The organism is Candidatus Pelagibacter sp. PS_40, from assembly GCF_059417765.1.
This window is the reverse complement of the sequence record NZ_CM182064.1, coordinates 77,727-91,489: the sequence shown is the minus strand read 5'-3', so window position 1 is coordinate 91,489 and position 13,763 is coordinate 77,727. Positions and strand designations below refer to the sequence as shown.

General features: G+C 29.2%; 16 protein-coding genes. 14 read left to right on the top strand and 2 right to left on the bottom strand.

Features of this window, described 5'->3' with window-relative positions:
• Nucleotides 1-2 precede the first annotated feature (2 nt).
• A complete protein-coding gene (locus tag AC5SLW_RS00495) occupies nucleotides 3-971 on the bottom strand; it encodes a complex I NDUFA9 subunit family protein (protein WP_494575207.1) in 969 nt (322 codons plus the stop codon).
• Nucleotides 972-987: 16 nt separating this feature from the next.
• On the opposite strand from AC5SLW_RS00495, the gene AC5SLW_RS00490 reads away from it, so the two are divergent.
• The 14 genes from AC5SLW_RS00490 to AC5SLW_RS00425 are packed head-to-tail and all read left to right on the top strand — an operon-like array spanning nucleotide 988 to nucleotide 13,417.
• Nucleotides 988-1,599 (top strand): ribonuclease D, encoded by a 612-nt coding sequence (locus tag AC5SLW_RS00490; RefSeq protein ID WP_494575205.1) that lies wholly within the window; start codon nucleotides 988-990, stop codon nucleotides 1,597-1,599.
• Nucleotides 1,600-2,571, top strand: coding sequence for a KpsF/GutQ family sugar-phosphate isomerase (locus AC5SLW_RS00485; protein ID WP_494575203.1), 972 nt, complete (start codon nucleotides 1,600-1,602; stop codon nucleotides 2,569-2,571).
• A complete protein-coding gene (gene lptC / locus AC5SLW_RS00480; protein WP_018413795.1) occupies nucleotides 2,572-3,156 on the top strand; it encodes an LPS export ABC transporter periplasmic protein LptC in 585 nt (194 codons plus the stop codon). It abuts the gene before it with no gap.
• A 1-nt stretch (nucleotide 3,157) separates the two neighbouring features.
• Nucleotides 3,158-3,934, top strand: coding sequence for an ATP-binding cassette domain-containing protein (locus tag AC5SLW_RS00475; RefSeq protein WP_494575200.1), 777 nt, complete (start codon nucleotides 3,158-3,160; stop codon nucleotides 3,932-3,934).
• A gap of 3 nt (nucleotides 3,935-3,937) precedes the next feature.
• On the top strand, nucleotides 3,938-5,266 hold the full coding sequence (aroA, locus tag AC5SLW_RS00470) for a 3-phosphoshikimate 1-carboxyvinyltransferase (protein WP_494575198.1): 1,329 nt from the start codon (nucleotides 3,938-3,940) through the stop codon (nucleotides 5,264-5,266).
• The gene (locus tag AC5SLW_RS00465; RefSeq protein ID WP_018413793.1) at nucleotides 5,263-5,916 is read left to right on the top strand and encodes a (d)CMP kinase; all 654 of its coding nucleotides are present in this window, start codon (nucleotides 5,263-5,265) and stop codon (nucleotides 5,914-5,916) included. The genes aroA and AC5SLW_RS00465 overlap by 4 nt, the downstream gene beginning before the upstream one ends.
• Nucleotides 5,916-7,646 carry a S1 RNA-binding domain-containing protein gene (locus tag AC5SLW_RS00460; protein ID WP_006997411.1) on the top strand — a complete coding sequence of 577 codons (1,731 nt, stop codon included), beginning with the start codon at nucleotides 5,916-5,918 and terminating at the stop codon, nucleotides 7,644-7,646. Before AC5SLW_RS00465 ends, AC5SLW_RS00460 begins: the two co-directional genes overlap by 1 nt.
• 3 nt (nucleotides 7,647-7,649) lie before the next feature.
• On the top strand, nucleotides 7,650-7,940 hold the full coding sequence (locus tag AC5SLW_RS00455; RefSeq protein WP_006997412.1) for an HU family DNA-binding protein: 291 nt from the start codon (nucleotides 7,650-7,652) through the stop codon (nucleotides 7,938-7,940).
• Nucleotides 7,930-8,622, top strand: a complete 693-nt coding sequence (pyrF, locus tag AC5SLW_RS00450) for an orotidine-5'-phosphate decarboxylase (protein ID WP_018413792.1) — start codon at nucleotides 7,930-7,932, stop codon at nucleotides 8,620-8,622. The genes AC5SLW_RS00455 and pyrF overlap by 11 nt, the downstream gene beginning before the upstream one ends.
• The gene (locus AC5SLW_RS00445; RefSeq protein WP_018413791.1) at nucleotides 8,619-9,248 is read left to right on the top strand and encodes a phosphoribosylanthranilate isomerase; all 630 of its coding nucleotides are present in this window, start codon (nucleotides 8,619-8,621) and stop codon (nucleotides 9,246-9,248) included. The genes pyrF and AC5SLW_RS00445 overlap by 4 nt, the downstream gene beginning before the upstream one ends.
• Nucleotides 9,238-10,470 carry a tryptophan synthase subunit beta gene (gene trpB / locus AC5SLW_RS00440; RefSeq protein ID WP_006997415.1) on the top strand — a complete coding sequence of 411 codons (1,233 nt, stop codon included), beginning with the start codon at nucleotides 9,238-9,240 and terminating at the stop codon, nucleotides 10,468-10,470. The genes AC5SLW_RS00445 and trpB overlap by 11 nt, the downstream gene beginning before the upstream one ends.
• Nucleotide 10,471: 1 nt before the next feature.
• Complete coding sequence (trpA, locus tag AC5SLW_RS00435) at nucleotides 10,472-11,269, top strand: tryptophan synthase subunit alpha (RefSeq protein ID WP_006997416.1); 798 nt, start codon at nucleotides 10,472-10,474, stop codon at nucleotides 11,267-11,269.
• A complete protein-coding gene (locus AC5SLW_RS00430) occupies nucleotides 11,266-12,195 on the top strand; it encodes an acetyl-CoA carboxylase carboxyl transferase subunit beta (protein WP_011281746.1) in 930 nt (309 codons plus the stop codon). Before trpA ends, AC5SLW_RS00430 begins: the two co-directional genes overlap by 4 nt.
• Nucleotides 12,149-13,417 carry a bifunctional folylpolyglutamate synthase/dihydrofolate synthase gene (locus AC5SLW_RS00425; RefSeq protein WP_494575195.1) on the top strand — a complete coding sequence of 423 codons (1,269 nt, stop codon included), beginning with the start codon at nucleotides 12,149-12,151 and terminating at the stop codon, nucleotides 13,415-13,417. Before AC5SLW_RS00430 ends, AC5SLW_RS00425 begins: the two co-directional genes overlap by 47 nt.
• On the opposite strand, the gene AC5SLW_RS00420 is transcribed toward AC5SLW_RS00425, so the two are convergent.
• A complete protein-coding gene (locus AC5SLW_RS00420; protein ID WP_011281744.1) occupies nucleotides 13,414-13,731 on the bottom strand; it encodes a thioredoxin family protein in 318 nt (105 codons plus the stop codon). The genes AC5SLW_RS00425 and AC5SLW_RS00420 overlap by 4 nt on opposite strands.
• Between the last annotated feature and the right edge of the window lie 32 nt (nucleotides 13,732-13,763).

Below are 13,763 nucleotides of genomic sequence, written 5' to 3'. Positions count from 1 at the left end.
TATTAAGAATTAGCAGGGTTATATTTTTTTGTAGAAAATTGCCCACCTTCTCTCCACATATAGCAATATTTTTCTACTTCATTATCAAATACTCTTGTACTTGGAACCCCAATATCAGCATTAGTTTGATATTTACCTGAAGGAACATTGTCATATTTTAAAAGCGTAAGCTGATCTATTGTTAGGAGTGGTTTTGGAAATAATTGAAAAAATTTAGCAGACATAGTTGCTACAAAAAGAGGTAATGGTACTAATAATCTTTTTTTATCTATTAAATGTAATAATTTTTTTAAAATTTCTTTTAAGGATAAGATGTCAGGCCCAACACACTCTATAATTTTCGAGTAAATATTTTTAGAGACAACATGATAAATGGTATCAGTCAAATCCGAACAATGTATTGGAGCAAATTTAGTTGATCCATTATAATAAAGAGGGAAAAATGGAAGTCTACTGAGTAAAGTCATAAAAGACGTAGTAAAATTATCATCAACTGAATAAACTACAGAAGGCCTTAATATTGTTGCTAAAGGAAAATTTTTTTGAATATTAAGTTCACCATCTAATTTACTGTTTGCATACTCTGAGTCTGGTGCATTATTTATCCCTAATGCTGACAAATGAATAAATTGCTGAACTTTATATTCTTTACAAAGTTTAGATAAAATAGATGGAAAAATAGAGTGAATATTTTTGAAAGTATCGCCCTTGCCACTTTCATATAAAATACCAATTAAATTTACACAAATATCAGTTTGGGAGAAAAGCTTTCTAATTTTTTTTTCATCAAAGATATTAGCTTCAACAATGTCTATGTAACCTGCATTAGCTTGAGTTTTTATTGCATATCCTTTTTGATGAAGGTTTCTAGTAACCACAGTTACTTTATAATTATTTTTAGTAAGCTTTCTTATTAAATGACGACCTATTTGACCACTACCGCCAAAAATTAGACAATTTTTTGCTTTCATATATATATAATTAAAAATGAATATTGATATTAAACTTCACAAGAGTGATCTACCAGAAGATTTAGATTTAGGCAATATTATAGCGGTTGATGGAGAGTTTATGGGTCTCAATGTTAAACGTGATCCTTTATGTCTTATTCAAATATCAACTGGTAATTCTGATGCTCATATTATCCAGCTTGATAGGGAAAAATATGATACTCCAAACTTAAATAAAGTTCTTTCAGACGAATCAATCACCAAAATATTTCACTATGGTAGGGCGGACATGGCTCACATTAAGCATTACCTGAAAACAGAAACTAATAATATTCTTGATACAAAAATAGCTTCAAAATTAGCTAGATCCTATTCTGATAGTCACTCCCTAAAAACATTAATTAAAGAATTTATGAACGTAGATATAAGTAAACAATTTCAAAGTTCAGACTTTGGAGGAGAGCTATCTCCAGCACAATTAAAATATTGTGCTAATGATGTTATTTATTTGCATAAAATTCATGAAGAATTAAATAAAATTCTAGTAAGAGAAAAGCGAATTGATTTATATAAGAGCTGTTTAGCATTTTTAAAAACTAGAGTTGATCTTGATTTGGCTTTATTTAAAGACGATATATGGTCTCATTAAATGAAAAAAAGAAATTATAAAAAAATTGCAAAGAATGTAATTGATCTTGAAATCAAAGCTTTAAAAAAACTAAAAAATTCAATTAATAATTCTTTTAGTGAAGCAGTAGAATCGTTGGCAAACTGTCAATCAAAAGTGATACTATGTGGGGTAGGCAAAAGTGGATTAATAGCAGCAAAAATTTCAGCAACACTTTCCTCTGTTGGCACACCTTCATTTTCACTATCTGCAAATGACTGTTCTCATGGTGATCTTGGTAGTATTTCAAAAAAAGATATTTTAATTTTGATAAGTTATTCTGGTTCCACAGAAGAGTTAAAAAATATTATTAAATATGCAAATCGAAATAAAATCACTCTAATAGGAATAATGTCTAAAAAAAATTCGATATTATACAAAGCGTCTGATATCAAAATACTCATTCCAGAAGTAACTGAGGCAGGTCTTGGTATCGTTCCAACTTCAAGCACAATTAATCAATTGAGCATAGGTGATGCGTTGGCAGTAGCAGTTTTAAATAAAAAAAATATTAATAAAAAAGATTTTAAAAAATTTCATCCCTCTGGAAATCTTGGCGCACAACTTAGAACTGTTGAAGAATTAATGATCACAGGAAACAAAATTCCATTCGTAAATGAAAGCTTAAATATGAAAAAAGCTTTACAAATTATTTCAAATAAAAAACTTGGTACTTTAATTGTTCAAAATAATAAGAAAATCACTACAGGAATAATTACTGATGGCCAAATTAGAAGAGTTAATGCAATGAGCGATAATCTCCAAGATCTATCTGTCAAAAAAGTTATGACCAAAAACCCTATAAGCATCAATCTAGACACTCTTGCTGAAAAAGCTTTATCTATAATGAATGCAAAGAAAATCACTTCATTATGTGTTCACAAAGATAAAAACAAAAAAAAGACTGTTGGAATTTTACATATTCACAACATACTTCATTCAAATATTCGTTAAATGAATAAAAAAACAGGCCTACAAGCTATAATGGTTCTTGTCATTATCTTAATTTCATTATGGTTTTATTTAAAGTACTTCACTGAGAATTTTAAAGATGTAAAGGAAACTCAAGTTATAGAAAAAATTGATGAAAATCAAAATAGCAACTCAACCTATATTGATGATATTAATTATGTTTCTACTGATGCTAAAGGTAATAAATATCAGATCACTGCAAAACAAGCTGAAATTAAAGTTGAAAATTCTGACGTGATGTTTTTAAGAGACGTTGTAGCTTTTATTTTTATAAAAGATTCAGACACAGTTAAAATTACTTCTAATTTTGGCAAATATAATTCAAAAAATTATGATACTATTTTTTCTGAAAATGTAATAGTTATTTACCCAAGACATAAGATATCAGGAGAATACTTGGATTTTTCCTTTTTAAGTAATCTTGGCACATTTACTGAAAATGTCGTTTATGCTGGAGAAAAAACAAATTTATATGCTGATAAAATTGAAATGAATCTTACTACTAAAGACACTAAAATTTTTATGAATGATACTGGAAAAAAAGTATTAATCGAAGGAACTAAGTAATATGGGTGTAATAAAAAAATTTAGGATTAAATCTTTTAAAAACCCTCAGCCCTTTATCTCTCTAGAAAATATATCATTATCATTTGGTAAGAGAAAAATTTTAGACAACGTAAGCTTTAAGATTAATCATGGACAAATTTTAGGAATGTTAGGACCAAATGGAGTTGGAAAATCAACAATTTTTAATTTAATCACAGGTTTAATTAAACCTGACTTTGGTAAAATTAAATTTGAGGGGATTGATGTTGTTGATTACCCAATATATTTGAGAACAACAAAATTTAGAATTGGGTATGTTCCTCAATACGGTGGTTATTTTAGTGATCTTACTTTGTTAGAAAATTTAAAAGCAATAGCTGAAATCGTAATCGACAATAAAAATTTAATTCATCATAAGATTGATATGCTTATAGCTAAATTTGAATTAGACGCTATCAGAGATATAAAAGCAAAGTTTCTATCTGGTGGACAAAAAAAGAAGCTAGTAATTGCTCTTGCCTTATTAAGTGACCCAAAGGTGCTTTTACTTGATGAGTGTTTCGCAGCACTAGATGTTCTGACTATTAAGATGCTACAGGAAATCATTGTTAATTTACAAACAGAAAGCAACATAACTATTTGTATTTGTGATCACCAAGCGCGAGATCTTCTTTCTTGTGTAGATGTAGCAGTCATTTTATCAAACTGTAAGATTGTAGCGCAAGGATCTCCTAATGAATTGATTAATAACACTGAGGCCAAAAATGCTTATTTTGGTGACTCTTTTAAATTTAATTAAAGCATGTCAAAAACACTCATAATTAAAGTTAAAATAAAAAAATTTAATAAACAGATAAGAGTTAGTGGAGATAAGAGTTTAAGCATAAGATGGGTTCTTTTAGCTTCTCAAGCAATTGGAAAATCAAAAGGTTACAACCTTTTAATGTCAGAAGATGTATTAGCTGCAATTGATAGCATCAAAAAACTTGGCATAAAAGTGCGGATACAAAAAAATTACTGTGAAATAGTAGGCAATGGGATTAATGGCTTTAAATACAATAAAAATTTAACAATAGATGCTAAAAATTCTGGAACACTTGGTAGATTAATTTTAGGTCTTTTAATTAAATCTACAAAAAAAATAAAGATAATTGGTGACAAAAGTTTATCTAAAAGAGATTTTTCAAGAGTAACCACACCTCTAAGAAAATTTGGGGTTAAATTTTCTTATAAAATAAAGAATAAACTACCTTTAACAATTCTTGGCACACAATCAGCAAAAGGTATTAAATATTTTGAGAAGAAAGGTTCAGCTCAATGCAAAAGTAGCGTAATGCTTGCAGCACTAAATGCATCAGGAACAACCTCTATTAAAGCAAAGAAATCAAGAAATCACACAGAATTACTTTTTAAATATTTAAAAATTCCGATCAAGGTAAGAAAGACTAAAAAGTTTGATTTTATAGACATTAAAAAACCAAAAAAAATTAATGCCTTCAATTATCAAATTCCAGGAGACATAAGTTCCAGTGCTTTTTTTATGGTACTAACAACGCTTGCTGATAATTCAAAACTTTTAATTAAGAATGTAAATATCAATCCTTCTAGAGTGGGAGTTATTACAATCTTAAAAAAAATGGGAGCCAAAATAACACTTGAAAAACAAAAAAATTATAGAGGAGAAAAAATTTCTGATATTTTAATAAAAAGTTCAAAAAAACTTAAAGCTATTAATTGTCCAGTAGAATTAAATAGTAGTGCCATTGATGAATTTTTGGTTATTTTTTTAATTGCCGCAAAAGCAAAAGGTATTTCTTATTTTAAAGACCTTTCAGAACTAAACCAAAAAGAAAGTCCAAGATTAATTTGGGGTTCGAAAATTTTAAATATGATGGGTATAAAAACAGATTTAACAAACGATTCTATTAAGATTTATGGACAGCCTGATTTAGAAATAAAAAAACCAATAACTGTTAAAAACTATCTAAAGGATCATAGAGTTTTTATGATGAGTACAATTGCTGCCTTAACCTTTGGTGGAAAATGGAAAATTCACAATAAAGATTCTATCAACACTTCCTTTCCATCTTTTTTGAAGATAATTAAAAATATAAACCATTCATCACTATGAAGCTTAAAAAAAAAATTAAAATCGCAATAGACTCGCCTGCTGCTGCTGGTGCCGGCACTCAAGCAAAATTAATTTCTAAACATTTTAACTTATTTTATTTAGATACAGGAAAAATTTATAGATTAATTGCAAATATTAAACTTACTCAACCAAATAAGTATAGTCATATTTTAATAAAAAAAAAGATGCTCAAATTAACTATGAAAGATTTGCAAAATAAAAAATTATTATCAGATGAAGTTGGAACAATGGCATCAATTATATCAAAAGATAAAAAAATAAGAAAACTTGTTCATGCATTTCAAATTAAAAGTGCTTATCATCCTCCCAAAAAGTATAATGGATCTTGTTTAGATGGAAGAGACATAACTTATAAGATAATTCCTGATGCTGATTTTAAATTTTTTATAACAGCAAATACTAAGACTAGAGCTTTAAGAAGGTATAAAGAGTTAAAAGGACTAAATAAGAAAATATCTTTTAATGAAGTCCTAAAAAGTATCAAAAACCGTGACAAAAGTGACTATAATAGAAAAGTTTCACCTCTTATGAGAACTCGAGATTCGGTCTTGATTAATACCACGAATTTAACTAAAAGATCATGCTTTTTAAAAATTAAACAAATTATGGATAGGAAACTAAAAGCTTAATGGAAATTTATAAAGACCTTTCAAACCCCGCCTCTAAAGAATTCGAACAATTACTAAATTCACAGTTTACTAAAACAGCAAATCTTGAAGAAGGAAAAATTATTACAGGTGTAGTAAACAAAGTTACTGATAACTTTGTATTTCTTGAAGTACCTGGTTTAAAATCAGAGCCTATCTTAGATATTAATGAATTAAAAAGCATGGGTATGCTTGATAAAGCAAAAGTGGGTGAAAAAATTTCTGTTCTTCTTGAAAGGTTAGAAGATAAAAAAGGTGAAGTACTAGTATCAGCTTCAAAAGCTCAAAAAATTCAAGGTTGGGACAAACTTGTTGAAGCGTATGAAAAAAATGAACCTATCATGGGTAAAATTACTGGACGTGTTAAAGGTGGATGCATAGTTGAACACATCGATACTGGTTCTTTAATGTTTTTACCTGGATCTCAAATTTCAGATAAACCATTAAAAGACATTAGTCATTTAATGAATGAGCCTCAAAAATTTGCTCTAATAAAATTAGATAAAGTTAGAGGAAACGCATGTGTTTCTAGAAGAGAAATAATCTCTTCATTTAAAAAAGAAGATAAAATTAAAATTGTCGAAAAATTCAAAGTTGGAGATATAATTAAAGGTGCTGAAGTAAAAGGCTATAGTTCATTTGGTTGTTTTTTTAGTGTTAATGGTGAGCTTGATGTTTTAGTTCACTTACAAGAAATTTCTTATTCAAGAGTTAATCACCCTGATGAAGTTTTTACAATCGGCGAGAAACATGACCTTAAAGTAATCAGTGTTGATCTTGAAAAGCTTCAGGTTGGTTGTTCAGTAAAACAGCTTACACCAGACCCTTTTGAAAACATTTCAAATTATGAACTAAACAAAATCTATAAAGTAAAAGTAGTTAAGCTTATGGACTTTGGAGCTTTTTGTGAGCTTGAAAAAGGATTATCAACTTTATTGCACTCAAGTGAATTAAGTTGGACTAAAAAAAATATTTCTGCAAAAAAAATGTTCAAAGTTGGAGATGAAATTGATTGTGTAATCACTGAAATTGATAAAGAAAAAAGAAGAGTGGCAATATCTCACCGTTTAACAACTGATAACCCTTTTGAAACATTTGAAAAAACTTACCCAATTGGATCTGAGGTTGAGGGTGAAGTTGCAAGTAAAAATGAATATTCTATTTTCTTAAAAGTTGATGGCTTAGATATTGATGCTTTCTTGCATTGTAATGATTTAACTTACCTAAATAATGGTGAAGAAGAATTAGCTAAATATAAAATTGGCGATAAATTAAAAGTTAAAGTATTAGAAGTAAAAGCAGCAGAACAAAAAGTTAGAGTTGGCTTACGTCAAACTCAACCAGACCCTTTTGATTGGTTTAATGATAAAAAGGTTAAACAAACTATCACTGTTAAGATTATTTCAACTGACAACAAAGGTCTTGTTGTAAGACCTGAAGGCTGTGAAATGGACTTCATTATTAAAAAATCTGCAATAGCTATTAATGCTGCTGATGCAAGACCTGCTAGATTTACAGGTGGAGAAAGAATTGACTGTGCTATTCAAGAGTTAGATATAGATAAAAGAAAAGCAACATTAAGTATTAAACTTTTAGAAGAAATTGAGCGTAAAGTTGCACTAGATACTTATGGTTCTGAAGCAAGTGGTAAAAACTTACCTTTCTCATCATTATCTGATGATTTAGAGAAAAAGAAAAAAGAAGACGAATAAAAATTGGCTATTGTAAAATCAAAGCTTCTAAAACAACTCGCTAATAACTACCCAAATTTTTTAAAAAAAGACCTAGAAAAGTTTACTGATATTATTCTTACTGAAATAAAGCAGGCCCTTAAACGAGGAGATCGTGTTGAATTAAGAGGTTTTGGAATGTTCTCTACTAATATTCAAAAGGCAAGAATATCAAGAAATCCCAAAACAGGAGAGAAAGTGAATACGCCCGAAAAAAAAACAATTCACTTTAAAATGTCTAAGGAAATGTTTAAAAAATTAAACAATGATGAATAAAAATATCTTTGTTGCTTGTGATACATCAAGCTTAAAAGAAATAAAAAAAATAATTAGCGATACGAAAACTAATAAACTTCAAATATTTCCGAAATTTGGCTTACAGTTCTTTTATTCAAAAAGTGGGAGAGCTTTTCTTCAAAATTTTAAGAGAGATTATTTCTTAGATTTAAAAATAAATGATATTCCACAAACTGCTTTATCTGCAATGGATAGTTTAAAAGATTTAAAGAAATGTAAATATATTACAGTTCATGTAAGCGGTGGCCTTGAAATGCTTAAAGCTATTACAAAAAAAGCTAAATCAATTAACAAAAATTTAAAAGTATTAGGAGTTACAATTTTAACAAGCCTTAACAAAAAATCTCTTGAAGAAATTGGTCACACCAAGACCGTAGAGCAGTTAGTATTAAAACAAGCTGGTCTTATAAAAAAATCAGGTGCAGCTGGAATTGTGTGTTCTGCACAAGAAGCAAAAATAGTTAGGAAAAAATACAAAAATTTATTTATTGTTACGCCAGGAATAAGGCTACCTGGAGATGATGCAAATGATCAATCTAGAGTAATGACTCCTAATGATGCTTTTAAAAATAAAGTTTCTGGTATTGTAATGGGAAGGTCATTAATAAAGGGTAATATCAAAAATAACATTAAAAGATTAATTAATCACTTAAATCAATGATCCAACCCTGCAAGATTTGTGGGATCTCCGACTCTAAAACTTTAGAATTTTTAACTTCCCATCCTACTCCACCTAAGATGATAGGGTTTATTTGTAATTGGCCTAAATCAAAAAGATTTGTTGAACATGACAAGCTTAAAAAGCTATTAAAAGTTGATAAAAAAAAATCAGAATATGTTGCTGTATTAGTTAAACCTAATGAAGATATATTAGAAAAAATAAAGGATTTACCATTCGATTATTATCAACTTTATGATTGTACACCTACTGAAGTTAAATCACTTAAAGAAAAATATAATAAAAAAATTATTGTTGCGATAACTGTAAAAGATCAAAATGACACAGTTAAATATTTAGAATATAATGAACTTGCAGATATAATATTATTCGACAGCAAAGGTTATGAAAAAAGCATGTCCTTTGATCATCAATTAATTAAAAATATTAAAATTAATAAAGAATTGATGCTTGCTGGGAATATTCAAATTGAAGATAACCTTGAAAATTATAAAGAAATTGCAGACATTATAGATATTTCTGGAGGTCTAGAAACATCTGGATTAAAAGATGTTTCAAAAATAAATATTTTTTTAAATAAAATTAAATTAATTAACAATGAAACTTAAAAAAAAAATTCCTTTAATTGATCAACACAACAAAAATGGATTTTGGGGTGGTAAATTTGGTGGAAATTTTATACCTGAAACTTTAAAAAAGCCCATTGAGGATTTAACTGAACTTTTTGAAAAACTTAGATACGATAAAAAATTTCTTAAAGAAAGAGACTATTATTTTAAGAATTATATAGGCTCTCCTACTTCATTTATTAAACTTCAAAACCTATCAGATCACTTAAGTGGAGCTCAAATATATGCCAAAATGGTGTCTGAGGCGAACGGAGGAGCTCATAAAATTTATAATGCAACAGTTCATTGCCTTATTGCTAAAAAGGCAGGGAAAAAATATGTCGTTGGTGATACGGGTGCAGGGTATGCTGGAAAGATGCTGAGTATGGCTGCTAAAAAATTTGGCCTTAAATGCAAAATATTCATGGGTGCAAAGGATATTAAAAGACAAAAGCCTAATGTAGATGCAATGAAAAAGAATGGTGCAGAAGTTGTACCTGTTTATTCAGGAAGCCAAACATTAGTAGATGCTGTCAGTGAATGCATGCGTTATTGGGTTTCAAATTGCGATAACACCCATATGTGTGTTGGATCAACAGTAGGCCCTAATATATTTGTTAAAATTTGTGGCTGGAGTACAGCTCAAATTTCAAGAGAATTGAAAGTTCAAATTCAGTCAGAATTTAAAAAGATGCCTAAAAAAATTAAACTCATTAATTGTGTTGGAGGTGGAAGTTCAGCTTATGGGTTTTGGAGTGAGTTTATTGATTATGACAAAAAACAGATTGAATTAATTGGTGTTGAAGCTGGTGGACCAAAAAATTCAAAACTACATGCAGCACCTCTAACTAATGGAGCTAAACTTGGGATATTGCATGGAGCTGCAGCTTATGTTTGTCAAAATAGTGAAGGACAAATTAACGATACCGCTTCTATTTCTGCTGGATTAGATTATCCTGGGGTATCCCCTATTCACTGCTTCTTAAAAGATACTAAAAGAGCAAGATATACATCTGCAACTGATGAGGCGGCTTTAAATGCATACAAACTAGTTACAAAACTTGAAAAAATAAACCCAAGTCTTGAACCTAGTCATGCTTTTGCTGAAGCTATAAAAATTGCTCCAAAATTAAACAAAGATACTATCATTATTGTTAATTCTTGTGGTGATGCCAAAAAGGATCGTGATATTTTAAAAGAAAGATTGGGAAAAATTAACTAAGATGTCATTAATCAACTTAGCATTTAAAAAAGTAAAAACTGAAAAGAGACCTGCATTACTAACTTACACAGTAGCTGGAGATAGTACTAAAAAGAAGTCTCTTGAGATATTAAAATCAATTGCAAAATATGCTGACATTTGCGAAATAGGATTTCCTCATAACACTCCAATTGCAGATGGTGGACAGATTCAATCAAGCGCTTATAGAGCTTTGAAAAATGGTATCAAAATTAAAGATGTTTTTTCAATAGTTAAAAATTTTAAAAAATCAAAACAATCAAAACCCGTAATATTGATGGGTTATTATAATATGATTTATCAATATGGAGATAATAACTTTATAAATATTTGTAAAAAAGTAGGAGTAGATGGATTAATTGTTGTTGACCTTCCTTATCCAGAAAATAAAGAATTTGCAAAAAAATGTAAGAAAAAAGATATTAGTTTTATTCAATTAGTATCTCCTACTACGTCTCTGGACAGAATGAAAAAAATTATAAGAGACTCACATGATATGGTCTATTATATCAGTATGCTCTCAACAACTGGTGGCAAGCTAAAGGTTTCGCCTAAAAAAATTTTAGAGCGTTACGGTAAAATTAAAAAACTTAACAAGAATAAGAATATTGTAATAGGCTTTGGGATCACTGAAAAAACCATAGCATCTTTAAGAAAGGCTGATGGATTAGTGGTTGGCAGTGCTTTATGTAAAGAAATATCAAATTCTATTAAAAAACGCCAAAATCCTGTCACAAATGTAACTAATATTGTGTTAAAGTTAAGAAAAAAAATAGCATGAATTGGATTAAAAAAACTTTAAGATTTGGTGAAAAGATTAAAACCATCATTAAAGCACGTGCAACCAAAACAGAGATAGCTAATAGTGACTGGACCTCATGTTGTAAGGGGCCAATCTTAAAAAAAGATTTAGAAGAAAACTTATGGGTTTGCCCATCTTGTAACAAACACCACAGAATAAGCCCACGTCAGAGATTTGACATTATATTTGGCAAAAATAATTATGAAGTTTTAAAAACTCCAATTCCTCAAGATGACCCTTTAAATTGGAATGATGCAAAACCTTATAAAGATAGATTAAAAGCTGCTAGAAAAAAAACTGGCATGGATTGTGGAATGATGGTTGTTAATACTAATATTCTAAATTTAAAAATCACAGCAATTGCATCTGATTTTGATTTTGTAGGTGGCTCAATTGGTGCTGCAGAAGGTGAAGCTTTTTTATACGGAATTCAACATGCAATAGAAAATGAACAACCCTTTGTAGTGTTTACTTCTGGTGGCGGAATGAGAATGATGGAAAGTCTTATATCTTTAAGTCAAATGACAAGGACGACACTTGCAATTAACGAACTAAAGAAAAATAATTTACCCTATATTGTTGTTCTAACTGATCCAACTGCTGGTGGTATTACAGCGTCATATGCAATGTTAGGTGATCTGCACTTAGCAGAACCAGGAGCTCTTATAGCTTTTGCAGGAGCAAGAGTAATTCAAGGCACTGTAAGAGAAGAGTTACCAGAAGGCTTTCAAAGAAGTGAGTATGTAGAAAAAACTGGCTTTGTAGATTTAATTGTAGAGAGAAAAGACTTAAGAGAAAAAATTGGATCATTATTATCAATATTGTTAAAGAAAAATTCTGCTATAAATTCATCAGAAAATGAAACTTCAGAAGATAGTAGAGCGCTTACAAAAGCTGCATCCTAAAGAGATTGATCTAAGTCTAGATCGAACTAAAAATCTTTTAGAAAAATTAGGCAATCCTCAAGATCAAATTAACTGCATTTCTATTGTTGGCACGAACGGAAAATTTTCAACTATCCAGGCACTTTATGCAATTTTAAAAGAGGCTGATTATAAATGTAATATTTATACCAGTCCTCACATTCAAAAAATTAATGAGAGATTTGTCTTTAACAATAAGCCTCTAACAGATGATGAATTAGCCAATCTTTTTTCTGAAGTAGAAGAAGCGAATAATCAAACACAAATCACTTTCTTTGAAATTTTAACTGTAGCTTATTTTCATTATGCAAAGAAATACCCTGAAAACATTAACTTAATTGAGTCAGGTCTATTTCATAGATTTGATGCAACCAATATTTTAAAAAAAAACTTAGCTACTATTGTAACAGCTATTGGTCTGGATCACTTAGACTGGCTTCCAAAAGAAGAGCAAACAGTTGAAAAAATAATATTTGAGAAAACATCCACTTTGTTAAACTCTAAAATAGTAGTTGCAAAACAAAGCTCAAATGAAATTAACAAAAGTATTGAGGATACAATTAAAGATAACTCTTCTAAAAAAATAATCTTTAATAAAAACTATAATTTTACCTTAAAAGAAAATAATTTTTTTTATTTTGAAGATGAATTTGGTGCTCTTAAACTTCCAAAACCTAATTTGCCTGGAGAATTTCAATTAGAAAATGTCTCTACAGCAATTGCAACTGCTAGACAATTAACAGAATATAAAATAACTGATGAACATATTAAGAGTGGTATTACTAAAATAGAAAGTATTGCACGACTACAAGAGTTAAAATCTGGAAAATTAAAAGATTTAACTAGTAATAATTTATTATTTGTTGATGGATCTCATAATCCACTTGGTGCAAAGGTATTAAATGAATATCTTCAAAGTCTAAATTGTAACAAACATATTATTTTAGGAATGATGGCCAACAAAGACCACAATGAATATATGAGTTACTTTAAAGATATTAAATCATTAACAACAATTGACATTCCAAATCAACCCAATGCTATTAAGGGAAGTGAACTTAAAGGGAAAATTAAAAATTTTGAAAATATTAATTATAAAAATTCTATTGAGGAAGCAATTAGCTCAATTGATCTTCAAGAAAATGATATTATTTTAATTACAGGTTCTTTGTATCTTGCAGGAGAAGTTTTAAACTTAAACTAGATATTCTTATCTAGAAATTCTTTCATTTGACTTTCAGCAACTCCACCAACTTTTCTGTCTACTTCAACACCTTTTTTGTAAACAATAACAGTAGGTACACCTCTTACACCAGCAGCTGAACCTGTGTTAATTCCACCATTTTCTATGTCAGCATAATAAAAGTTTGCTTTATCTTTGTAGCTATCTGAAAACTTATCCATGATGGGTTTAAGGCTCTTGCACGGAGCACACCATTCTGCAGAAAATTGAACTACAGAGATATCTTCATTCTTAATTTTTGTTTCAAATTCTTCGTCTTTAAAATCAATAAGCATATTTCATATATAAATTCTTATTAGATTTATTC

Coding starts and splice junctions, on each gene's coding strand:
- AC5SLW_RS00425 (WP_494575195.1), top strand. CDS start 12,149: ATGAAACTTCAGAAGATAGTAGAGCGCTTACAAAAGCTGCATCCTAAA.
- AC5SLW_RS00485 (WP_494575203.1), top strand. CDS start 1,600: ATGAAAAAAAGAAATTATAAAAAAATTGCAAAGAATGTAATTGATCTT.
- AC5SLW_RS00460 (WP_006997411.1), top strand. CDS start 5,916: ATGGAAATTTATAAAGACCTTTCAAACCCCGCCTCTAAAGAATTCGAA.
- AC5SLW_RS00495 (WP_494575207.1), bottom strand. CDS start 971: ATGAAAGCAAAAAATTGTCTAATTTTTGGCGGTAGTGGTCAAATAGGT.
- trpA (WP_006997416.1), top strand. CDS start 10,472: ATGTCATTAATCAACTTAGCATTTAAAAAAGTAAAAACTGAAAAGAGA.
- pyrF (WP_018413792.1), top strand. CDS start 7,930: ATGATGAATAAAAATATCTTTGTTGCTTGTGATACATCAAGCTTAAAA.
- AC5SLW_RS00475 (WP_494575200.1), top strand. CDS start 3,158: ATGGGTGTAATAAAAAAATTTAGGATTAAATCTTTTAAAAACCCTCAG.
- aroA (WP_494575198.1), top strand. CDS start 3,938: ATGTCAAAAACACTCATAATTAAAGTTAAAATAAAAAAATTTAATAAA.
- AC5SLW_RS00465 (WP_018413793.1), top strand. CDS start 5,263: ATGAAGCTTAAAAAAAAAATTAAAATCGCAATAGACTCGCCTGCTGCT.
- AC5SLW_RS00445 (WP_018413791.1), top strand. CDS start 8,619: ATGATCCAACCCTGCAAGATTTGTGGGATCTCCGACTCTAAAACTTTA.
- AC5SLW_RS00430 (WP_011281746.1), top strand. CDS start 11,266: ATGAATTGGATTAAAAAAACTTTAAGATTTGGTGAAAAGATTAAAACC.
- AC5SLW_RS00490 (WP_494575205.1), top strand. CDS start 988: ATGAATATTGATATTAAACTTCACAAGAGTGATCTACCAGAAGATTTA.
- trpB (WP_006997415.1), top strand. CDS start 9,238: ATGAAACTTAAAAAAAAAATTCCTTTAATTGATCAACACAACAAAAAT.
- AC5SLW_RS00420 (WP_011281744.1), bottom strand. CDS start 13,731: ATGCTTATTGATTTTAAAGACGAAGAATTTGAAACAAAAATTAAGAAT.
- lptC (WP_018413795.1), top strand. CDS start 2,572: ATGAATAAAAAAACAGGCCTACAAGCTATAATGGTTCTTGTCATTATC.